Raw genomic sequence first — 22,378 nt, forward strand, 5'->3', positions numbered from 1 at the left:
AGGGTGGGGTGGGAATGTCCGACCCAAAGAAACTGGGGAGAACACGGTGCACGGTCACGAAATGGGAATCCGAGCCCATCTCAGCAGAACAAGAATTCTGCAACGGCCCGTAACCCCTGGGCAGCGCCACCCGTTCTACTGGGCGTAGCCGGACAGCTGACCAGTTGCACGGCATCCCGCGAGGCCCTTGCGGGCCTCGGGCCCATGCCATGCACCACCCTCGCACCCAGGAGTCCTCATGCCGCCACTCCCGCTCATCGATCTCGCTCACTCTCTGCTCACCACATGGCTCCCGATTCCGGCAACGCACACCTCACCTACCCCAGCAGGGGCAGTTACGGTGATCCTGGTACTGGTACTGGTACTGGTGACCCCTCGCGGAGAGCGCGGCTAGCAGCCGGTGCCCTCCTGATGCTCTGGCCAGGAACGCCTGCCGGGCTGCACTGGCGGCGGGCCCACTGACAGGACGGTGAATCCGCATCCGGGCTGCCAGCGGGCCAGGCTCGGACGGGGTCTTCGCCAGTGAGAAGGCACGCGAGTGGACGATCACTGGTGAAGCTGCCCTGCGCACCCGATTCGTGTACGCCCAGCTCAACCACCTACCCGCACCGTCCGACCGGCCGACGAACACCGTCCATGCGCTTCCGTCGACCGCAGTGCCATGCGTAGGCCGGATGGGCGTCTTTCCGTCCTCGTTGCCGTGTACCAGGACGCAATCCAGCAGTTCCGTGCTGCGGGACAGTCCGTCGACGAGCCGTGCATATGGTCAGAGAGATCAGGGATCAGAAATGATCACGAGCCCTGTCGTTCGCAATGCTTCGGGCTTGCTTGTGACATGGTGGAAGTCCAACGCGTCCGGCACTCGGTCCGACTGCATGGAGTGCGGAATCATCGACAGCCGGACCGTCCCTGCCAGAGAAGGCAAGGCACCGAGCGGGCGGGCCTCACTTTTTGACCGCGACGCCCTGTCCACGATGGCCGACGCTTTGGCCGTTGGTCTCGCGCGCCCCAGCCTGAACTTGCTCGGAAAATCGAAGACACAAATACGCGGCGATATGCCCGAATCTCAAGAAGTGAGTGAAAACAGGGCCACCCCGGAATAAACGAGCAGGTCAGCAACTGTGGTCCCCGCGCATGCGGGGTTGGTCCCCCGACGATCAGCAAAACCGCAGGTCAGAGCCAGTGGTCCCCGCGCATGCGGGGTTGGTCCCCAGGCGCGGAGGGCGTCGGTGTGCGCGGCGCGGTGGTCCCCGCGCATGCGGGGTTGGTCCCTTGCGCATGTACTGGACGGCGCCCAGCGCGGGGTGGTCCCCGCGCATGCGGGGTTGGTCCCGAACCGGTGGCCCTGGACACAGAGACCACCGGAGTGGTCCCCGCGCATGCGGGGTTGGTCCCGCGTCGTACGCCTCCTGCGTCTTGGTCCCCCAGGTGGTCCCCGCGCATGCGGGGTTGGTCCCCGCGGTAGCTGCGCAGGGGTAACGGTGGTGGTGTGGTCCCCGCGCATGCGGGGTTGGTCCCCGTGGTGTGGCGGCCCGGATGAACGCGTTCTAGTGGTCCCCGCGCATGCGGGGTTGGTCCCTCGACCAGACCACGCCTGGCGAGCCCCGCCTCGTGGTCCCCGCGCATGCGGGGTTGGTCCCCGGTCGCGCGGGCCAGCAGCCGGGCCGGCCGTGTGGTCCCCGCGCATGCGGGGTTGGTCCCACTGGCGCCGCGGCAACTTCGGCCGACAGGTGGTGGTCCCCGCGCATGCGGGGTTGGTCCCGGGGCGAGCGGCGTCCCGTCGGCGTCACGGCCGTGGTCCCCGCGCATGCGGGGTTGGTCCCCGGCCCGGTGCGGCGCCGGTCCCGCGCTGCGTGTGGTCCCCGCGCATGCGGGGTTGGTCCCCAACGGCTTGTCGAAGATCATGAAGACGTCGCGTGGTCCCCGCGCATGCGGGGTTGGTCCCCGCGCGTTGCCATCCACGGCGTTCTTCTTCGGGTGGTCCCCGCGCATGCGGGGTTGGTCCTCTCGGCGGCCGGGAACGCCGCGGCCCAAGCTGGTGGTCCCCGCGCATGCGGGGTTGGTCCCCAGGTGTAGTTGGTCGGGTCCAGCCCCATGTGGTGGTCCCCGCGCATGCGGGGTTGGTCCCCGGATGCTGGTACCGGCCGACACCGGCAGGTAGTGGTCCCCGCGCATGCGGGGTTGGTCCCGTCCCCGACGCGTTCACGATCCGCGACGACCGGTGGTCCCCGCGCATGCGGGGTTGGTCCCCGCCGTGGACCAGCTCATCGACCAGGCCAGTGGTGGTCCCCGCGCATGCGGGGTTGGTCCCCCGCGCGCTCGATTACCTCGCCCGATAGAGCAGTGGTCCCCGCGCATGCGGGGTTGGTCCCCCGCGCGCTCGATTACCTCGCCCGATAGAGCAGTGGTCCCCGCGCATGCGGGGTTGGTCCCTCGCCGAACGAATTTGCCGCTTTCGAGTAGATGTGGTCCCCGCGCATGCGGGGTTGGTCCCCCGGTGACCCGGACAGTTGGCCCGAGGGGGCACGGTGGTCCCCGCGCATGCGGGGTTGGTCCCAGCTCCTGCCGGATGCGGATCTCGTGGGCGATGTGGTCCCCGCGCATGCGGGGTTGGTCCCCCAACCGGGAGGATGACCCCATGCCGTACGCCGTGGTCCCCGCGCATGCGGGGTTGGTCCCCTGATCGACTCCCCGGCCGACCAGCCTGTGCTGTGGTCCCCGCGCATGCGGGGTTGGTCCCCGCGCGTGATCCCCACGACCTCCGCCACGTCGGTGGTCCCCGCGCATGCGGGGTTGGTCCCTCCATCCTGTACCCGCGGCCCCCGAGGCCAGGGTGGTCCCCGCGCATGCGGGGTTGGTCCCGACGCGGCCAGCATCTGCGAAACCTGCCCGCTGTGGTCCCCGCGCATGCGGGGTTGGTCCCCAGACCTCGCCGTCCTCCACGTCCGGGTCCTTGTGGTCCCCGCGCATGCGGGGTTGGTCCCAGCCTCCTGAGGCCGTTCCGCGCACAGGTCGTGTGGTCCCCGCGCATGCGGGGTTGGTCCCCACAGCAGGCCGACCGCCTCACCCATGGCGGTGTGGTCCCCGCGCATGCGGGGTTGGTCCCGGCTTGGGCCCCTTGTCGAGGTGCCGGTAGTTGTGGTCCCCGCGCATGCGGGGTTGGTCCGCTTCCTTGTGTCGTACAACGACACCGAGTTGTGGTCCCCGCGCATGCGGGGTTGGTCCCTGAAGGGGAGATCATGGCTTGCAGCAGCTGCGGTGGTCCCCGCGCATGCGGGGTTGGTCCCCGCCGCTGCGGCGGGTCTCGCCCTCGTACGCGGTGGTCCCCGCGCATGCGGGGTTGGTCCCAGTCCTCGCCCGTCAGTCCCCTCTTCGTAGCGGTGGTCCCCGCGCATGCGGGGTTGGTCCCCTGCGGGGCGTCTTGGACCCGACCGGCTTCAGGTGGTCCCCGCGCATGCGGGGTTGGTCCCCGCGCCGCCGTCGAATCGCTCCTGAACTACTCGTGGTCCCCGCGCATGCGGGGTTGGTCCCGCCAACGTGTTCGCCAAGCAGTTCTGGGAGTAGTGGTCCCCGCGCATGCGGGGTTGGTCCCGAGGCTTCATGCTCGCGCTGTTCACGGGCGAGGTGGTCCCCGCGCATGCGGGGTTGGTCCCGGCCCGCTCGCCTCCAGCTCCGTGGACAGGCGGTGGTCCCCGCGCATGCGGGGTTGGTCCCGTCAGCCGCTGCGCCACCGTCACTCACCTCCGGTGGTCCCCGCGCATGCGGGGTTGCCCGAAACCATCACCCAGAAAGCTGATCACTTATTAACTCCATTCAGTCGAAAACGCTCACTACAGATCTCTTTCAGAATCCGACACATGAACACCACCCACCCATGTCAAATACACCCATGCGCCATGACCACCCCGAAGTCCCCACGGCTTACAACAAGTTGTCCCCCGCAGCGCGGACAGCCTGGGGCAAGCACGACCGGGCGACCGAGGAGTGGCTCCCCTTGTGGCGCCACATGGCTGACAGCGCCGCAGTCGCCGGCCGGTTGTGGGACTCGTGGGTGCCCGAGAACGTGAAGGCGCTCGTCGCCGAGCAACTCCCCCAAGGTGCGGCAGATGCACGACGACTCGCGGTATACCTCGCGTGCGTGCACGACATCGGCAAGGCGACGCCCGCCTTCGCGTGTCAGGTGGAGGGGCTCGCCCACCGGATGCGGCGGGCCGGGCTCGACATGCCGGACCAGAAGCAGTTCGGCGATGACCGTCGCATGGCCCCGCACGGGCTGGCCGGGCAGTTGCTCATGCAGGAGTGGCTGGCCGAGCGGTTCGGCTGGGGCGGGCGGGCCTCCGGGCAGTTCGCCGTCGTGGCCGGCGGACATCACGGGACGCCGCCGGATCACCAGCAGATTCACGATCTCGGGCTGCACCCCCGGCTGTTGCGGACGCAGGGGGAGAGCGAGGCTGCCTGGCGCTCGGTGCAGTACGAGCTGCTGGACGCTTGCGCGCGGCGAGCCGGGGTGGAGGGGCGGCTGGCGGAATGGCAGTCCGTGCGCCTGCCGCAGACCGTCCAGGTCGTGCTGACGGCGATCGTGATCGTCTCCGACTGGATCGCCAGCTCCTCCGAGCTGTTCCCGTACGACCCCTCGTCCTGGTCGTCGTCGGGAGGGAAGGACGGTGAGGCCCGGCGGCTCGATGCCGCCTGGGCAGGGCTGGATCTCCCCGGACCGTGGCGGCCGGAAGCGCCGGAGCAGAGCGCGGAGGAGCTGTTCCGAGACCGTTTCGACCTGCCGGACGGCGCCCGCATCAGGCCCGTACAGGAAGAAGCCGTACGGATGGCTCGGAGCATGCCCGGCTCCGGGCTGTTGATCATCGAGGCGCCGATGGGCGAGGGCAAGACCGAGGCGGCGTTCGCGGCGGCGGAGATCCTGGCGGCCCGCACCGGTGCGGGAGGCTGTCTGGTCGCGCTGCCGACGCGGGCCACCGGCGACGCCATGTTTCCCCGGCTGCTGAGCTGGCTGGAGCATCTGCCCTCGGACGGGCCGCTGTCCGTCGTCCTCGCCCATGCGAAGGCCGCGCTCAACGAGGTATGGGCCGGGATGACGAAGGCGGGAAACCGCACGATCGCCGCCGTCGAACTGGACGGTTGCGAGGAGATCTCAAGTCCTGGCACGGCAGATCCCGCCCACCCGGCCGAGCTGCACGCCCACCAGTGGCTGCGCGGACGCAAGAAGGCGCTGCTCGCCTCCTTCGCGGTGGGCACCATCGACCAGGTGCTCTTCGCGGGGCTGAAGAGCCGGCATCTGGCGCTCCGGCATCTGGCCGTCGCGGGCAAGGTCGTCGTGATCGACGAAGTACACGCCTACGACGCATACATGAACACCTATCTCGACCGGGTACTGGAGTGGCTGGCCGCCTACCGGGTTCCGGTGGTGATGCTCTCCGCGACCCTTCCGGCGTTGAGACGCCGGGAGTTGGCCGCCGCCTATGCCGGGGAGGAGACGGCCGAGCTGGCCGATGCGCTGCATCTCCCGGATGACGCCTATCCGTTGATCACCGCCGTGGCGCCCGGAGGCGTCGTCCACACCGCTCGGCCCGAGCCGGCCTCGGGGCGCCGCACCGAAGTGACCGTAGAACGACTCGACGACAGCCTTCCGGCGCTGGCGGCGCGGTTGGAGCGCGAGCTGCGGGACGGTGGCTGCGCGCTGGTCGTACGCAACACCGTCGACCGGGTACTGGAGGCCGCCGCGTATCTGCGGGAGCGCTTCGGCTCGGAGGCCGTGACCGTTGCCCATTCCCGGTTCCTCGCCGCCGACCGGGCCCGCAAGGACACGGATCTACGCGAACGGTTCGGGCCCGGCGGCGACCGGCCCGCCGGGCCGCACATCGTCGTGGCCAGCCAGGTCGTCGAGCAGTCGCTCGACATCGACTTCGACCTCCTGGTAACGGACCTGGCGCCCGTGGACCTGATGCTCCAACGCATGGGGCGACTGCACCGCCATCCCCGTACGCGTCCGCCGCTCCTGGCCAAGGCCCGTTGTCTGGTGACGGGAGTGGAGGACTGGGGCGCCGACCTGCCGGTACCGGTACGCGGCTCCCTTGCCGTGTACCAGGGGGCACATACCCTCCTCCGGTCGCTCGCCGTGCTGGGCCCGCACCTCGACGGCACCCCTTTGGTGCTGCCCGACCACATCAGCCCGCTGGTGCAGGCCGCCTACGACGATCGACCGGTCGGGCCGGACCACTGGACACCCGTGCTGGCCGACGCCCGGCGGAAGTACCTGAAACAGCTCGCGGAGAAACGGGTGCGCGCGGACGCGTTCCGGCTCGCTCCGGTACGGCGGGCCGGGCGGGCTGTCATCGGCTGGCTGGACGGCAATGCCGGCGACGCCGACGACAGCCGCACCGGACGGGCCCAGGTACGGGACAGCGAGGAGACCCTTGAGGTACTCGTCGTCCAACGGCGGGACGACGGCCGGCTGACCACCGTGGGCTGGCTCGACGGCGGGCGCGGCGGGCTGGACCTCCCGGAGCACGCGCCTCCGGTACGCCGGGCCGCGGAGGCGGTTGCCGCGAGCGCGCTGACGCTGCCTCGCTCCCTGACACATCCAGGAGTGATCGATCGGACCATTTCCGAGCTGGAGCGGTTCGTCATTCCGGCCTGGCAGGTGAAGGAATGCCCCTGGCTGGCGGGTGAGTTGCTGCTCGTACTCGACGAGCGTTGTCAGACCCACCTGTCAGGCTTGGAAATCCACTACAGCGCCGACGACGGACTCCGGGTGGGTTCCGTCGGCACGCGCGGAGACAAGGGGCTCGATCCGATGATGCCCTCATTCGACCTGGTCTCCCGGCCCTGGCTGCCCGTACAGCGTGAAGACGGCACCACGGATGAGTTGTCGCTGACGGATGCCTTCGCGCAGGCCCACACGCTGCGGCGGCTGGTGGGCGATCTGCCCACGCAGGAGTTCGCCCTGCTGCGGCTGCTGCTGGCAATCACGTACGACGCGTTCGACGAGGCGGAGGGCGGGAGATCCGGTGCCCCGGCCGAGCTGGAGGACTGGGAGGAGCTGTGGCGCGACGAGAAGTCCCTCGCCGTCGTCGCGGACTACCTCGACCGTCACCGTGAGCGCTTCGACCTGCTCCACCCCGAGCGCCCGTTCTTCCAGGTCGCCGGATTGCACACGACGAAACACGAGATCGCACCGCTGAACCGGATCGTCGCCGACGTACCGAACGGGGAGGCGTTCTTCTCGATGCGCCGGCCGGGTGTGGACCGGCTGAGCCTTGCCGAGGCTGCCCGGTGGCTGGTGCACACCCATGCCTACGACTCGTCCGGCATCAAGTCCGGGATGGAGGGCGACGACCGGGCCAAGGGCGGGAAGGTCTACCCCCAGGGGGTCGGTTGGGCGGGCGCGCTCGGTGGCGTCCAGGCCGAGGGGAGCACGCTGCGCGAGACGCTGCTGCTGAACCTGATCCCGACACAGGAAGACATCCTGGATTCGGCGGCGGGCCGTGGGGCCGACCTCCCGGTCTGGCGCCGCGAGACACCGCCCGGCCCCGGGGTGCTGGAGGACGACCCGTCCGTACCCCGGCCCGCCGGTCCGCGTGACCTCTACACCTGGCAGTCCCGGCGGCTGCTTCTGCACACCGAGGGCGATGACGTCACGGGGGTCGTCCTCGGCTACGGCGATCCGCTCGCGCCCGCCAATCGGTGGAAGGCGGAACCCATGACCGGTTGGCGGCGCAGCCGGGCGCAGGAGAAGAAACTGGGCCGCCCGCTGGTCTACCTGCCCCGTCAGCACGATCCGAGCCGGGCCGCCTGGCGCGGTCTGGCGAGCCTGCTGTACGCGCAGGGGGAGGACACCGGGGCATCGGGCCGGGGTACGGACGAGAGCAAGCCGTCCGGTGTGGTGCGGTGGCTGTCGATGCTCTGCAACGAGGGCGTTCTGCCGGAGAAGTCGCTGGTCCGGACCCGGCTCGTCGGCGCGGTGTACGGGACGCAGCAGTCCGTGGTGGACGAGGTGGTCGACGACGGGGTCACCCTGCCGGTCGTTCTGCTCCACGAGCACCGCCCTCTGCACGGCGCGGCGGCGGTGGGCGCGGTGACGGACGCGGAGCGGGCCGTGTCGGCGCTGGGACACCTGGCCGGGAATCTCGCCCGCGCGGCGGGTTCGCCGCCCGGTCCGGCCACGAACACCGCGCGCGATCTGGGGTTCGGGGCACTCGACGGACCGTACCGGCGCTGGCTGGTGAACCTCGCGAAGGAAGCGGACCCGGACGCCGCGCGTGCCGCGTGGCAGGCCGACGCCCGTCGCGTCGTTCTCGACCTCGGCCGGGAACTTCTCGACGGCGCGGGCCGGGCGGCAGCGGAAGGCCGGGTGGTGGAGCTGCCCGGAGTCGGGAAGCGCTGGATCGACAGCTCGCGCGCGGATCTGTGGTTCCGGACCCGGATCAACAAGGTGCTGCCGAAGCCACCCGAACCGCCACCGCCGGCCCCGCAGCCGGACCCGTCCGCCGATCCTCATCCCGACGACAACCCTCCAGGGGGAGTCTCATGACCACCGCTTCGGACCGACGACCGGGCGAGCAGACGCAGGAACCACCGCTTCAGAAACTGGTCGAACAGGCGACACATACGTACATCGCGCGGCTTCAGCCCCGGTTCCTCAAGGACGAATCGGCGGCCGTGGCGGATCTCGCCCGGCTGCGGCGTGGTGCGGGAAAGAGGGCACACCAGGTTCAGGACCTGTGGGGGGTCGGCGCTCTGGACAATCTCGCCGCGCTGCTCGGGGAAGGACACAGATCCGACCGCCCCGAGGACGCCGAGGAGGCGGTCTTTCTCGCGTCGACGTTGTGGGCACTGCACCAGCAGTCCCGCCGCGACCGGGGCATGCACGCCAAGGATCACACCCTTGGCGGCGCGGTCCGCGCGCTGATCCGGCTGAAGGACTCACCGGGCACGGACGACGAGGAATCGCCGCTGCGCAAACGGCTGGTCCGCGTCGGTACGGCCGAGTCGCTCGATTCCGTGGCCGTGCGGCTCAGGGAGATCGTGCTGCTGCTGCGGACCGCGCCGGATCCCCTCCCCCTCGACTACGGGCGCCTGGCCGGTCAGCTCTACCGGTGGCAGCACCGGCCCGAACGTGCCGGCGTGCAACGCGAGTGGGGGCGCGAATTCCACCTGGCCGCCATCGCTCCTCGCGCCAGGAGAGGCAAGGCCCCCGGCTCCGAGGGGGACGACGCGATCGACCCGCAGTTGGGCGCGGACGAGGTGGGAACGTACAGCGGGTACGCGGCTGGGGAGTGACGCCCCTGCCATCGCCGCCTTCACCGCACCTCGGCGAACCACCCCCACCTCGGTGAACCACCCCCACCTCGGTGAACCACCCCTACCTCGGTGAACCACCCTCCGCTCCATGTACCGCCCTACCGAACAGAGGACTTGAACACGCGTGTCCAGGTTGATTCTTGACATCCACATCCTCCAGACCGTCCCGCCGAGCAATCTGAACCGCGACGACACGGGCGCGCCGAAGTCAGCCACGTACGGCGGTGTACAGCGTTCCCGGGTGTCCAGCCAGGCGTGGAAGCGGGCCACCCGAGCGACGTTCACCGAGCTGCTCGACAAGTCCGAACTGGGCATCCGTACCAAGAAGGTCGCGGAGGAGCTTGCGGGGCGCGTCCAGGCACTCGACACGTCGCTGACACGCGCCGCCGCACTGGAGCTGGCCGCGGAGACGATCTCCACGGCGACCGGCTCGAAGATCGCCGTGCCCAAGCGCAAGAACAAGGACGATGCCGAGGATCTCGCCGGGGAATCCGGGTACCTCATGTTCCTGAGCGACCGGCAGTTCAACGCCCTGGCCGCTCTCGCGGTCGAAGGGGGCAAGGGCGGCGATGTGTCCGCGCTCAAGGAGTTCCTCAAGGTCAAGGCGAACAAGGACCGGGCCAAGCAGGCGGCCGACACCGAGCACTCGGTGGACATCGCGCTGTTCGGACGCATGGTCGCGGATTCGGCCGACCTGAGCGTGGACGCGGCCGTGCAGGTCGCCCACGCGCTGAGTGTGCACCCCGTGGAAGTCGAGTCGGACTACTACACGGCGGTCGACGACAGGAACACGGCCGCCGAGCCGGGTGCCGGAATGATCGGCACGGTCGACTTCAACTCCGCGACTCTGTACCGGTACGCGGCCGTCGACGTGAACCGGCTCCAGGAGAACCTGGGCAGTGGCGGAGACGACGAGGACCGGCCGGTGGAGCCCACGCGGCGAGCGGTCACCGCGTTCCTCGAAGGCTTCATCACCTCGCTCCCGACCGGGAAGATCAACACCTTCGGCAATCAGACGCTGCCGGCCGCCGTCATCGTGAAGGTCCGTTCCAGACGGCCGATCAGCTACGTCGGGGCTTTCGAGCGACCGGTCCCGATGGGGAAGAGCGGTGGCTTCCTCCAGACTGCCTGCGAGCGGCTCGCCAAGTTCGTACCGGATCTGGAAGACCGGTACGGACTCGCCGGGAACGGGCAGGGCTGGGTGCTGCGAGTGGGCGACGAGACGAGCGCGCTCGGCGGGCTGGGCGCCGAGGTGAGCCTGTCCGAGCTGCTGGCCGCCGTGGGGGACAACGTGGTCGCCAGGCTGGCACCGGAGACGGCGTCCGCCGGTCGGGACGGGGCTGCGGCGGAGCCCGGGGCATGAGTGTGCTGCTGATGCGGCTGGCGGGCCCCTTGCAGTCCTGGGGGTCCGCGGCCCGCTTCGTGCGCCGCACCACCGAGAACGCACCGACGAAGAGCGGAGTCGTCGGGCTCCTCGCCGCGGCCCAGGGGCGCAGGCGGGATGCCGACCTCTCCGATCTGGCGGAGCTGGAGTTCGGGGTCCGCATCGATCAGCCGGGCACCCGGCTGCGGGACTTCCAGACGGCGCATCACAGCGACACGCTCAAGGCCATGCCGCTGTCGGAGCGCTTCTACCTGACGGACGCCGTGTTCGTGGCGGGCGTGAGCGGCGATGCGGCGCTCGTGCAACGGCTGTACGAGGCGCTGCTGGAGCCCGTCTTCCTCCCGTACCTGGGGCGCCGCTCCTGCCCGCCCTCGGAGCCGATCACGATCGGGGAACCGCTGGACAAGGACCTTGAGCAGGCCTTGCGCGAGGCGGGATGGGAAGCGTCCGGACGATACCGGGAGCGCCGCGCGGCGTCCCTCCGGCGCAGAGGCGGAACGCCGTCCGATGCGGTGCATCTGGATCTGCTGCTGGACAGCCCGCCCGAGGTCCGGCCTGATGTCACGCTGCGCGATCTCCCAGTCAGCTTCGATCCGCGTCACCGGCGATACGGGCTGCGCGGCGTCCGGACGCTCCAGGTCTCCGTACCTGTGGGCCCCGGATCACCGCCTCCCCCGCCCCATGAACCCACTGCCCTGCTCACGCCCGTCACACCGAGGACCGACTGATGTACCTCACCCGTTTTCGCGTGAACACCGGACGATCCGATGCCCGGCGGCTGCTCGGTTCGCCCCACCGCACGCACGGGGCGGTGAACATGTCCTTCCCCACGCCGCCGTCCCGGGACGGATCCGGCCCTCGGGTGCTGTGGCGGGTGGACCGCAACGGAAGCTCCGAGACGCTGCTGTACATCGTCAGCCCCACCCGTCCCGACCTGTCCGGGCTGGTCGACCAAGCCGGCTGGCCGGCCTCGGAGGAGCCGGGCTGGACGACGTTCGCGTACGAGGACTTCCTCGCCGCTCTCCAGCCGGGCGACACCTGGGGGTTCAGGCTCACCGCCAACCCCGTGCACAACATCCGCCACGAGTACGTCAAGGCAGGCGAGCGGACGAAGCGCGCCGCGCACAAGACGCCCCGTCACCAGATGGACTGGCTGTTGAAACGGCAGAAGGACGCCGGCTTCGAGATCGTCCAGAAGCCGGTGGAGCGTCGACTCCTCCCCGAGGGCGATGAGTACGAGCTGATGGTCCGCGACCAGACCCCGCTGCAGTTCCGCCGTTCCCCGACGGAAGCCCGCAGGGGCGACGTACAGATCACAAAGGTCACCTTCGACGGCCGCCTGCGCGTCACGGAGCCGGACCTCTTCCGTCGCACGCTCACCCACGGCATGGGCAAGGCGAAGGCGTACGGCTGCGGCCTGATGACCCTGGCCCCGGTACGGGAGGCGGCGTGAGCACAGTCGGCCGCAGAGGAGCCTCCTCGCCACGCGAACTCACCAGGGTCAAAGAGCGTCTCTCCTTCGTCTACCTGGAGCGTTGCACCGTGCACCGGGACTCCAACGCGATCACCGCGGAGGACGTGGACGGCATCACGCACATTCCGTCCGCGACCATCGGCACACTGCTGCTCGGTCCGGGTACCCGTGTCACCCACCAGGCGATGGCTCTTCTCGGTGAATCCGGTGCCGGCGTGGCCTGGGTGGGCGAACACGGCGTGCGGTATTACGCGGGCGGGCGGGCTCTGACGCGTTCCTCGGGCCTGATCGAGGCCCAGGCAACCGCCTGGGCGAACCGGCGCACCCGGCTGGACGTGGCGCGCTCCATGTACCGCCTGCGCTTCCCCGGCGAGGACACCGCGGGCCGCACCCGGCAAGACCTGCTGGGCATGGAGGGCCGACGCCTGAGGGACTGCTACAAACGGGAGTCGTTGCGTACGGGCGTGCCCTGGCGCCGGCGCGAGTACCACCGCGACGACTTCTCGGCCGGAGACGCGCCCAACCAGGCCATCACGGCCGCCGCCCAGTGCATGTACGGGGTCTCCCACTCCGTGGTCGCGGCCCTCGGTTGTTCCCCGGGCCTGGGCTTCGTCCACTCCGGGCACGAACGGTCGTTCGTCATGGACGTGGCGGACTTCTACCGGACGGAGATCGCGATCCCCGTCGCGTTCGACGCGGCAGCCGAGGGCGAGGAGGACGTGGCGACGCGAACCCGTCGGATGCTCCGGGACCACATCAATCGAACCGGCCTGCTCGACCGCTGCGTCCGGGACATCAAGGATCTGCTCGGCTACGACGGCAGCCGCAGTACGGAAGAGGAGAACGGCACGTCCCAGGACCGGGTCACCCTCCAGTCCGACGGTGACCGTCACGTCGAAAGCGGTCGCAACTACGGGGATGAGATCATCTGGTGACCGTCATCGTTCTCACCAACTGCCCCGTCGGCCTCCGAGGGTTCCTCACGCGCTGGCTGCTGGAGATCTCACCGGGGGTCTTTCTGGGCGCACCATCGGCACGTATCCGTGAGGCCCTGTGGGACGAGGTCCGCCAGTACGCGGGCGAGGGGCGAGCGCTGCTCGCGTACCAGACGAACAACGAACAGGGTTACACCTTCGAAACCCACGACCACGCCTGGCACCCGACCGACCACGAGGGCCTCACCCTGATCCGCCGCCCGAACCCCGGGGCGCCACGCGCCGTGCATAAGCCGTCCGGACTCCCTCGGCAGGGCTGGAGCAAGGCTTCGAAGCGGAGAAAATACGGCGGCCGGTAGGCGGCAACGCGTTGTGCGGCTTGGCTGGGATGTAGAGCGACCACAGCGCGGGGCGAAATGAGATGGTACTCCCGTACCACCCAGAAAGAGAGAAAAGGCAACTTTGCCCGCTTCCAAGGAAGTAAGTAAAAGCCGCGCCCTTCCCGCATAAAACCCCAGGTCAATTACTGTGGTCCCCGCGCGTGCGGGGTTGGTCCCCCGGCACGACGACCGCCCAGCTCGGGCACCGGGTGGTCCCCGCGCGTGCGGGGTTGGTCCCGAGTACGACAGGCTGCGGCTGCGGAAGCTGCAGTGGTCCCCGCGCGTGCGGGGTTGGTCCCCGTGCCGGGCACGTCGACCCGAAGGGGACCGAGTGGTCCCCGCGCGTGCGGGGTTGGTCCCGAGAACCTCCGTAAGCGCCTTAAGGAGCTGGAGTGGTCCCCGCGCGTGCGGGGTTGGTCCCGGGGTCGGAGTCTGCCGCGGGCTCGTCGGTGAGTGGTCCCCGCGCGTGCGGGGTTGGTCCCGCGGCGAACACGTCGTCGCCGCACGCGACGGGGTGGTCCCCGCGCGTGCGGGGTTGGTCCCTGGACCCATGAGCCGCAACGACGCGCTCCGCGGTGGTCCCCGCGCGTGCGGGGTTGGTCCCGACCCAGGTACGGGGAGCGAACGTCATCGGAGGTGGTCCCCGCGCGTGCGGGGTTGGTCCCACGGCTACCACGTCCAGGAGGACTGGTACCGGGTGGTCCCCGCGCGTGCGGGGTTGGTCCCATGATCCAGAGCATCACGTTCAACGACACGACGTGGTCCCCGCGCGTGCGGGGTTGGTCCCATGGTGGGCTCCTCTGGGTGAGGGACGCCGAGGTGGTCCCCGCGCGTGCGGGGTTGGTCCCTCGGCGCCGCAGGTGTCCCGTTCGAGGAGACCGTGGTCCCCGCGCGTGCGGGGTTGGTCCCAAGCTCATCAAGGCGCTCGGCATCGCCCAGGAGTGGTCCCCGCGCGTGCGGGGTTGGTCCCGTTCCCATGCTGAACACCGTAGTTCTGCTTAAGTGGTCCCCGCGCGTGCGGGGTTGGTCCCTCGACGATGACTGGAAGTCCACGCCCCGCCCCGTGGTCCCCGCGCGTGCGGGGTTGGTCCCTCGCGGACCTCACCGCCCAGCACCGCGGCGTAGTGGTCCCCGCGCGTGCGGGGTTGGTCCCGGAATGCCCGAAGTCCTTCCCGAACACCTTGGGTGGTCCCCGCGCGTGCGGGGTTGGTCCCAGCGACTGCTCCGGCCGGCCGCTGTCGGGCGCGTGGTCCCCGCGCGTGCGGGGTTGGTCCCCCCTCCCCCTCTGGCCAGTGATACCACCAGGGGTGGTCCCCGCGCGTGCGGGGTTGGTCCCGATGCCACCGATGATCCAACGCGGGTTGCTCAGTGGTCCCCGCGCGTGCGGGGTTGGTCCCTCCAGGAGGTCCACCTGGTCCTCAGAGATGCTGTGGTCCCCGCGCGTGCGGGGTTGGTCCCCCCTCATCGTCTACATCACCACGGCGGATGAGGTGGTCCCCGCGCGTGCGGGGTTGGTCCCCGGAGGAGCCCCTCCCGCACTGGGGGTTTGGGGTGGTCCCCGCGCGTGCGGGGTCGGTCCCGACACCGAATGCAACATCGTCGCCGCCCACATGTGGTCCCCGCGCGTGCGGGGTTGGTCCCGACGAAACCCCCACACCTGGTGGGGGCCTGGTGTGGTCCCCGCGCGTGCGGGGTTGGTCCCATCCCCTCCGGAGCCGGTACAGGCTCCCCGCTGTGGTCCCCGCGCGTGCGGGGTTGGTCCCCAGCGCTTGAACGGGATCATCTTGACCCGTCGGTGGTCCCCGCGCGTGCGGGGTTGGTCCCGTCGGCCAGCGCGCCACGGACGTCCACCCAGGGTGGTCCCCGCGCGTGCGGGGTTGGTCCCCGGAAGGGCATCCGCAAGACCCTGCAAGTCCTGTGGTCCCCGCGCGTGCGGGGTTGGTCCCCAGACGCGATGATCCGGCGCCCCCGGGACGCGGTGGTCCCCGCGCGTGCGGGGTTGGTCCCTGGTGCGGGTGGATGTGCGGGATACCGGCATCGTGGTCCCCGCGCGTGCGGGGTTGGTCCCGGCGGCATCGTCGACATTCCGACGGCCGCTCTGTGGTCCCCGCGCGTGCGGGGTTGGTCCCCAGCCCGACGGCGCGCACATGATGAAGCCGACGTGGTCCCCGCGCGTGCGGGGTTGGTCCCAGCTCGGCCGTCTCGCCGATATCTACGCACCCGTGGTCCCCGCGCGTGCGGGGTTGGTCCCTCGCGCGAGCCGAGTTCGACCACATGAAGATCGTGGTCCCCGCGCGTGCGGGGTTGGTCCCACCGGATGCCGTCGGCCGCGCAAGGGCGGGACGTGGTCCCCGCGCGTGCGGGGTTGGTCCCGCTCATCCCACGACGCGCGGACAGCGTCCGCCGTGGTCCCCACGCGTGCGGGGTTGGTCCCCCGATCGGTGTGCGGTGCTGCTCGTCGGCCGGGTGGTCCCCGCGCATGCGGGGTTGGTCCCGGCCCTGCCGTTCTCGATGACGACCGTCGCACGTGGTCCCCGCGCATGCGGGGTTGGTCCCTACGCCAAGACCGGCGGCCCGAAGCCGAACATGTGGTCCCCGCGCATGCGGGGTTGGTCCCTCCTGCTGCAGGAGACGGAGTCGCTGTGCGGCGTGGTCCCCGCGCATGCGGGGTTGGTCCCCCGGTCACGGGCGGCTGCTTCACTGGGTGCCTGTGGTCCCCGCGCATGCGGGGTTGGTCCCGACCATGTCTCGCCCTCGGCGATGGGCGGGATGTGGTCCCCGCGCATGCGGGGTTGGTCCCCGCACGGCGTCATCGCCCGGGTTGGTGCAGGAGTGGTCCCCGCGCATGCGGGGTTGGTCCCCCGTTCTCGGCCGCCATCATGGCCCGCTCCGGGTGGTCCCCGCGCATGCGGGGTTGGTCCCCGCGCACCGTCGCCGGGTCGGGGACGGCGGATGTGGTCCCCGCGCATGCGGGGTTGGTCCCTGGCCCACGTCGAGCGCACCGAGCCCGGCCCGGTGGTCCCCGCGCATGCGGGGTTGGTCCCGCCGACCTACGCCGACGGCTCGACGCCGCGGGTGGTCCCCGCGCATGCGGGGTTGGTCCCGGGGCAGCGACAAGGAACCATGCGGTCGGGTCGTGGTCCCCGCGCATGCGGGGTTGGTCCCAGCAGGACGACGTGGTCGGACACGCCGTCGGCGTGGTCCCCGCGCATGCGGGGTTGGTCCCGGTTCCTGCGGCACCTGCCCCGTACCGTCTGCGTGGTCCCCGCGCATGCGGGGTTGGTCCCTGCGCATCGAAGAGGTGTCGTTCGTCGCGAAGGTGGTCCCCGCGCGTGCGGGGTTGGTCCCGGCCCGAACTGCACCAGGTCGCTCGTGGAAGCGTGGTCCCCGCGCGTGCGGGGTTGGTCCCGGCGTCGCCGCGGTCAACGCCCCGAAGAAGGAGTGGTCCCCGAGCGTGCGGGGTTGGTCCCGACCCTCGCACGACGAAGGACCAGCACCCCCTGTGGTCCCCGCTCATGCGGGGTTGGTCCCCACCAGACTTCTGGGATCCCATGAGGCGGAACGTGGTCCCCCGCTCGCGGGGGCAACCCGCCGACCACGTTTTACCGCGTAAAAAGCAGAGACGCGGCCCGCAAGGAGGTCAAGGTCGGGCCACGGTCGAAGTGGTCCAGGGGCCCCTGCATAGGACCGTGCCCCCGGTTCTCCCCAAGCTCAGGTCGGGGGAAGCGGAATCGGGGGGACAAGCCGCTTCCCCCGATGAGAACGGGGCCTCCGGTCCTCGTCGCGGTCAGGGGGTGAGCCGCGGCGGGGATCCCACAGTGGGGGCCCGTTCCGAGCCCCTCGGACTCCTGCCGTGTCCGCTGGGCTCACCGTCCATCCTGCTCCAGCTCGGTGGACGTGCGGGAGGGCAAAGGGCCTGGATCGCCGGGTCCTTGGTCCTTAAAGACTGTGTGAGGGGTCGGAAACCTCCCCGGGGGAGCGGTCATCCGTGTGGATAGACTCGCCCGACTGCACAAAGGATCGAACCAGGGGACCGAAGGGGAGGCGGGGGCTGATGGCGCAAGCGAAGAAGATAGCTCTCTACGCGATAGTTGTCTTCGTGGCGTACACGATCATCACGTCCCCGGAACGGGCCGCGGATCTCGTCCAGGTAGGGTTCGAGGGCGTTTCGAGTGCCGCACAGGGCGTCGGAGACTTCATGTCCGAGCTCGTGAAGTAGGAGTACACCGTGATCCGCCATCTGGTCCTGTTCAAGCTGAACGACGGCGTCGAGCGGGACGACCCGCGGGTCGTCGCCGGGGTGAAGGCCTTCCAGGAGCTGGAGGGGCAGATCCCCGAGCTCGCGTTCTGGGAGTGCGCCTGGAACATCACCGACCGGCCGATCGCGTACGACTTCGCCATCAACTCCGCGGTCGCCGACCAGGACGCCCTGAAGCGGTACATCGAGCATCCCGCACATCAGGCCGCCGCCGGGCAGTGGCGCGAGTTCGCCACCTGGGTGATCGCCGACTACCCGTTCTGATCCGGCCGGACCGGCGTACGGGCCGGACCGTACCTCCACTGAGCCCCTCACCATTGCGGTGAGGGGCTTTTTTGGTGTTTAAACCAAGTTGAACTCAACACGACGCTATACGGTGCTTGCACACAGTGGACATGTCTTGTGATGCTATGACCGCTTTTGACGGATGAGTTGACCGAAGTTGACCGCAAAGGGGTGGCCTCATCGTGCCGGCCAGTACAGCGCCTCAAGTGCCTCCCCAGTCCGTCCAGACCGAGGCGCCCGACAGTACGACGGCGGCGACGCCTGCCAGGACCCGTGGCGCGGACACCCGGGCGCTCACCCAGGTGCTCTTCGGCCAGCTCAAGAACCTGGAGCCGGGAACGCCGGAGCACGGCCGGGTGCGGGCGGCCCTCATCGAGGCGAACCTCCCGCTGGTGCGGTACGCCGCGGCGCGGTTCCGCAGCCGCAACGAGCCGATGGAGGACGTCGTCCAGGTCGGCACGATCGGGCTGATCAACGCGATCGACCGGTTCGACCCCGAGCGCGGCGTCCAGTTCCCGACATTCGCGATGCCCACCGTCGTCGGCGAGATCAAGCGGTACTTCCGGGACAACGTACGGACCGTCCACGTCCCCCGGCGCCTGCACGAGCTGTGGGTCCAGGTCACCGGCGCCACCGAGGACCTGACGACCGCCCACGGCCGCTCGCCCACCACCGCGGAGATCGCCGAGCGGCTGAGGATCTCCGAGGACGAGGTGCTCGCCTGCATCGAGGCCGGCCGCTCCTACCACGCGACCTCGCTGGAGGCCGCCCAGGAGGGTGACGGGCTGCCGGGACTACTGGACCGGCTCGGCTACGAGGACCCGGCGCTCGCCGGGGTCGAGCACCGCGACCTCGTCCGGCATCTGCTCGTACAGCTGCCCGAACGCGAGCAGCGCATCCTTCTGCTGCGCTACTACAGCAACCTGACGCAGTCCCAGATCAGTGCCGAACTGGGTGTCTCCCAGATGCATGTGTCAAGACTGTTGGCCCGAAGCTTCGCCCGACTTCGATCCGCAAACAGGATCGAGGCCTAACCGGATCGGGTAGACCACTCGAAGTCCCGTTTCCGGCCGCCCAAATGGCCCACACCCCCTGTTAACTGCGCAGACGCCACAAAGACTTGTCGACATGTCACTACAGCGCGTTGCCGACATGTGACATTCTGCGGGAACCGCGTTTGCCGTGGCCTCGCCTCCGGTATTCAGGTGGAGGCTGCGTTCCTCCGATGGTCGCGGCTCGACGCGACCGTCCGCGACCTCAAGGGGGTGGCATGTCCGCAGAACAGGGCAGCTCGAAGGTGCTCACGCTCACGAAGAGCGAACCCGCACCCGTTGTGCTCACCAGCTCGCCGGAAGCCATCGACACCCGCACTCTGTCCCGCTCCCTGTTCCTGCGGCTCGCCGCGCTGGGGCCCGCACCCGGCCCGGATGGAACGGACAGCCCGGAGCGTGCCTACGTACGGGACACACTCATCGAGCTCAACCTCCCGCTGGTGCGGTACGCCGCGGCGCGGTTCCGCAGCCGCAACGAACCGATGGAGGACATCGTCCAGGTCGGCACGATCGGCCTGATCAAGGCGATCGACCGGTTCGACTGCGAGCGGGGCGTGGAGTTCCCGACGTTCGCGATGCCGACCGTCGTCGGGGAGATCAAGCGGTTCTTCCGCGACACCTCGTGGTCGGTGCGCGTCCCGCGCCGACTCCAGGAGCTGCGGCTCGCGCTGACCAAGACCAGTGACGAGCTCGCGCAGAAGCTCGACCGCTCGCCGACCGTGCCCGAGCTGGCCAAGGCGCTCGGGGTCTCCGAGGAGGACGTGGTCGACGGGCTGGCCGTCGGCAACGCGTACACCGCCTCCTCGCTGGACTCGCCCTCGCCCGAGGACGACGGCGGCGAGGGCTCCCTCGTGGACCGGCTCGGTTACGAGGACTCGGCCCTGGAGGGCGTCGAGTACCGCGAATCGCTCAAGCCGCTGCTGGCCAAGCTCCCGCCGCGCGAGCGCCAGATCATCATGCTGCGGTTCTTCGCCAACATGACCCAGTCGCAGATCGGCGAGGAGGTCGGCATCTCGCAGATGCACGTCTCGCGCCTGCTGACCCGTACGCTCGCCCAGCTCAGGGAAGGACTCATCGCCGACTGACCGCCGTGGACTCCCGTACCGGAGCACAAGGGTTCCGATTTGACGGACCGTCAGCCACACTGGCGCGATGCGACGTCAGATGCTCGGTTCGAACGGCCGCCGGGGCACCGTGATCGCCGCCTCGGCGGCTGTGCTGTGTCTGGGTGGCGTACTGGCCGCCTGCGGCCAAGGCGCGGCGGACGAGGGCTACGTGGCGCTCGGCGCGGCGGGAACGGACACCGGGAGAACGCCGGGCGGGGCGGTGGCGCCGTCGGGGAAGGTGACGCTGGTCCCGCTGGACGGGGACGGGAAGGGCCGCGATCCGGGTGGTGACCGTGGCCGCGGTTCCGGCGCGGGGCGTCAACCCGGCGAGAGCCGTGATCCCGGCAGCGGCGGTGATGGCAGTGGTGGAGGCGATGGGGGAGGCCGGCCCCGTGGCTCCGGAGGCACGGGCGGTGCTGCTCCCGGGGCGTCCGGCTCGCCTGCCGAACCCGGCACACCTGGCGCACCTGGAACCCCCTCCGCACCCGGCACATCCGGGCCCGTGACCCCTTCGGCGCCCGGATCCGGCACACCTGCGGGGCCTGCCGTGCTGGCGGTGGGCGACCCTGTGCGGGAGGCTGCGGACGAGCGCTGGTGCGAGAAGGTGACCGTGGAGTTCCGGAACACCGGAGGGTCACCGGCGCGGGCGGGGACCGTCACCTTCGCCACGCATGTGATCGGCGCGCTGGGGGTCGACTGGGCGACCATCGAGTCGACCGGGCCACTGCCCGCGCCGATCGGCGCGGGAGCGGCGCGGACGGCGACGTACACCGTCTGTGTGGACGCCTGGCGGGTGCCCCTGGGGATGCATGTGGAGACCCGGGACGTGACCGCCGTATTGAAGTGACGGGTGGACGGGGGCGGGGTGCGGTGACCGGCGGCGCCGGTCAGCCGAGCGCGAGCCAGGCGACCGCCGCGAGGGCGACGATCACCACGACGACGGCGGCGATCACCCCGACGCGCGGTCCGGACGAGGCGGCGGCCGGCTGCTGACGACGCTGCGGCTCGCCCTCGTCGACGAAGGCGCGGAACATCTGGGTGCTGCCGGCCGGGTCGTGGTTGCCCTCGGGGCCCTGCGGGGCGTGGGGGTTGTGTGCCATGGGCCAGGACCCTAGCGAACTCGGCGTTGCGGCCCAACCCCCGGGTCGGGAAAGGGCCGAGGCCAGGACCGGGGGGACGCGGGGGAAGTGGCCGGTGCGCGCCCGCCGGGCGGGGGCCCGCGCAGTGGGTCGCGGGGGTGCGCCGGGGCGGATTCGGGTACGTACATAGGTCAGTTGTGGGATTCGGCGCGGGCAGGTCGTGGCAACTTGCCTGCTCCGCACGGTAGTTGCAGTACTAGCTGCCCGCAGACAGGGCGGGATTCGCGGCGCGGACCGCCCGCCGGCGGTGCGGTGGTCGCGGTACGGACCGCCTTCCGCGCACGCGGAGTGCTCGGTCGTTCACGCGGTGGCCCCCACCTCCGGAGCGACCCCATCCGCCCCGCCTGTGGCATGACACACACCCCGCACCACCCGCACCCCGCACGCTGGGGCTTTGACCCGAGCCGTACGCAGCCTTTTGCTTTCCTTTACTTCTGCAAGCCTCTTTTCGTTTGCCTGCAGCAACCAACGGCTTCTATGGTTGCCCTAAGCAACAAGATGCACCGGTGAGATGTCTGGGGGTCCCGTGGCCGCACGGAGTCAGTACGAAGAACTGGCCCGGCAGCTGAGTGCCGTAGGGGCCGTGAAGAGAGGTCTCGCCCGTATCCTGCCCGCCGAATGTCCGGGTGGCTCCGCCGCCGTGCTGGCTCTTCTCAGACAGCACGGCGAGATGCGGATCACCCGACTGGCCGAGCTGCTGGACGTCGACATGTCGGTGACCAGCCGTCATGTCGCCCATGTGGCAGAGCGTGGCTGGATCGAACGGTCCCCGGATCCCGCGGACAAGCGGTCCCGCATCCTGCGGCTGACCCCCGACGGACAGGACGTGCTCGGCGACCTGAACCGGCGGACCACCGAGATGTTCGCCCACAACCTCTCCGACTGGTCGGACGACGAGGTCGGCCAGCTCAACACGCTGTTGGCCCGGCTGCGCGACAGCTTCGTCTGTCGCGCGCCCCACGGGTGCGGCCCCGGAAAGCACAGCGGCGACTGCCGTTCCCGGCACGCCCACAGCGACAACGACGCGCACACCCGTACACCTGTGTAACA

The 22,378-nt window shown here is 70.2% G+C and carries 14 protein-coding genes and 2 CRISPR repeat arrays; of the genes, 13 read left to right on the top strand and 1 reads right to left on the bottom strand.

Annotation, left to right across the window (positions count from 1 at the left end; all coding sequences use genetic code 11):
• Positions 1 to 1,121: 1,121 nt before the first annotated feature.
• Positions 1,122 to 3,775: a CRISPR direct-repeat array (repeat unit 29 nt; unit sequence GTGGTCCCCGCGCATGCGGGGTTGGTCCC).
• A gap of 99 nt (positions 3,776 to 3,874) precedes the next feature.
• The 12 genes from casA to ACFYY1_RS11640 all read left to right on the top strand — a co-directional run bounded on the left by casA (position 3,875) and on the right by ACFYY1_RS11640 (position 21,036).
• Entirely contained in the window at positions 3,875 to 8,545 is a 4,671-nt protein-coding gene (gene casA, locus ACFYY1_RS11585) for a type I-E CRISPR-associated protein Cse1/CasA (RefSeq protein WP_388583583.1), read from the top strand.
• On the top strand, positions 8,542 to 9,294 hold the full coding sequence (gene casB, locus ACFYY1_RS11590) for a type I-E CRISPR-associated protein Cse2/CasB (RefSeq protein WP_388583584.1): 753 nt from the start codon (positions 8,542 to 8,544) through the stop codon (positions 9,292 to 9,294). Before casA ends, casB begins: the two co-directional genes overlap by 4 nt.
• Before the next feature lie 145 nt (positions 9,295 to 9,439).
• On the top strand, positions 9,440 to 10,678 hold the full coding sequence (cas7e, locus tag ACFYY1_RS11595; RefSeq protein ID WP_388583586.1) for a type I-E CRISPR-associated protein Cas7/Cse4/CasC: 1,239 nt from the start codon (positions 9,440 to 9,442) through the stop codon (positions 10,676 to 10,678).
• On the top strand, positions 10,675 to 11,427 hold the full coding sequence (gene cas5e, locus ACFYY1_RS11600; RefSeq protein WP_388583588.1) for a type I-E CRISPR-associated protein Cas5/CasD: 753 nt from the start codon (positions 10,675 to 10,677) through the stop codon (positions 11,425 to 11,427). The genes cas7e and cas5e overlap by 4 nt, the downstream gene beginning before the upstream one ends.
• A complete protein-coding gene (gene cas6e / locus ACFYY1_RS11605) occupies positions 11,427 to 12,152 on the top strand; it encodes a type I-E CRISPR-associated protein Cas6/Cse3/CasE (protein WP_388583590.1) in 726 nt (241 codons plus the stop codon). Before cas5e ends, cas6e begins: the two co-directional genes overlap by 1 nt.
• Positions 12,149 to 13,108 carry a type I-E CRISPR-associated endonuclease Cas1e gene (gene cas1e / locus ACFYY1_RS11610; RefSeq protein WP_388583592.1) on the top strand — a complete coding sequence of 320 codons (960 nt, stop codon included), beginning with the start codon at positions 12,149 to 12,151 and terminating at the stop codon, positions 13,106 to 13,108. Before cas6e ends, cas1e begins: the two co-directional genes overlap by 4 nt.
• Positions 13,105 to 13,467: a type I-E CRISPR-associated endoribonuclease Cas2e gene (cas2e, locus tag ACFYY1_RS11615; protein WP_388583594.1), complete on the top strand. Its 363-nt coding sequence runs from the start codon at positions 13,105 to 13,107 to the stop codon at positions 13,465 to 13,467. The genes cas1e and cas2e overlap by 4 nt, the downstream gene beginning before the upstream one ends.
• A 169-nt stretch (positions 13,468 to 13,636) precedes the next feature.
• Positions 13,637 to 17,019: a CRISPR direct-repeat array (repeat unit 29 nt; unit sequence GTGGTCCCCGCGCGTGCGGGGTTGGTCCC).
• A gap of 523 nt (positions 17,020 to 17,542) precedes the next feature.
• Positions 17,543 to 17,707, top strand: a complete 165-nt coding sequence (locus ACFYY1_RS11620; RefSeq protein WP_388583596.1) for a hypothetical protein — start codon at positions 17,543 to 17,545, stop codon at positions 17,705 to 17,707.
• A 9-nt stretch (positions 17,708 to 17,716) separates the two neighbouring features.
• Positions 17,717 to 18,010, top strand: a complete 294-nt coding sequence (locus tag ACFYY1_RS11625) for a Dabb family protein (RefSeq protein WP_266731157.1) — start codon at positions 17,717 to 17,719, stop codon at positions 18,008 to 18,010.
• 203 nt (positions 18,011 to 18,213) lie between these two features.
• The gene (locus ACFYY1_RS11630) at positions 18,214 to 19,065 is read left to right on the top strand and encodes an RNA polymerase sigma factor SigF (RefSeq protein WP_388583598.1); all 852 of its coding nucleotides are present in this window, start codon (positions 18,214 to 18,216) and stop codon (positions 19,063 to 19,065) included.
• Between the two features lie 236 nt (positions 19,066 to 19,301).
• Positions 19,302 to 20,168, top strand: coding sequence for an RNA polymerase sigma factor SigF (locus ACFYY1_RS11635; protein WP_266731161.1), 867 nt, complete (start codon positions 19,302 to 19,304; stop codon positions 20,166 to 20,168).
• Between the two features lie 67 nt (positions 20,169 to 20,235).
• Positions 20,236 to 21,036, top strand: a complete 801-nt coding sequence (locus ACFYY1_RS11640; RefSeq protein WP_388583600.1) for a hypothetical protein — start codon at positions 20,236 to 20,238, stop codon at positions 21,034 to 21,036.
• Positions 21,037 to 21,076: 40 nt separating this feature from the next.
• Here ACFYY1_RS11640 and ACFYY1_RS11645 read toward each other — a convergent pair whose 3' ends face one another.
• Entirely contained in the window at positions 21,077 to 21,289 is a 213-nt protein-coding gene (locus ACFYY1_RS11645) for a hypothetical protein (RefSeq protein ID WP_388583602.1), read from the bottom strand.
• Positions 21,290 to 21,854: 565 nt separating this feature from the next.
• Here ACFYY1_RS11645 and ACFYY1_RS11650 point away from each other — a divergent pair.
• Complete coding sequence (locus ACFYY1_RS11650; RefSeq protein ID WP_388583603.1) at positions 21,855 to 22,376, top strand: MarR family winged helix-turn-helix transcriptional regulator; 522 nt, start codon at positions 21,855 to 21,857, stop codon at positions 22,374 to 22,376.
• Positions 22,377 to 22,378 lie beyond the last annotated feature (2 nt).

Source organism: Streptomyces sp. NPDC001890, assembly GCF_042891445.1.
Taxonomy (GTDB): domain Bacteria; phylum Actinomycetota; class Actinomycetes; order Streptomycetales; family Streptomycetaceae; genus Streptomyces.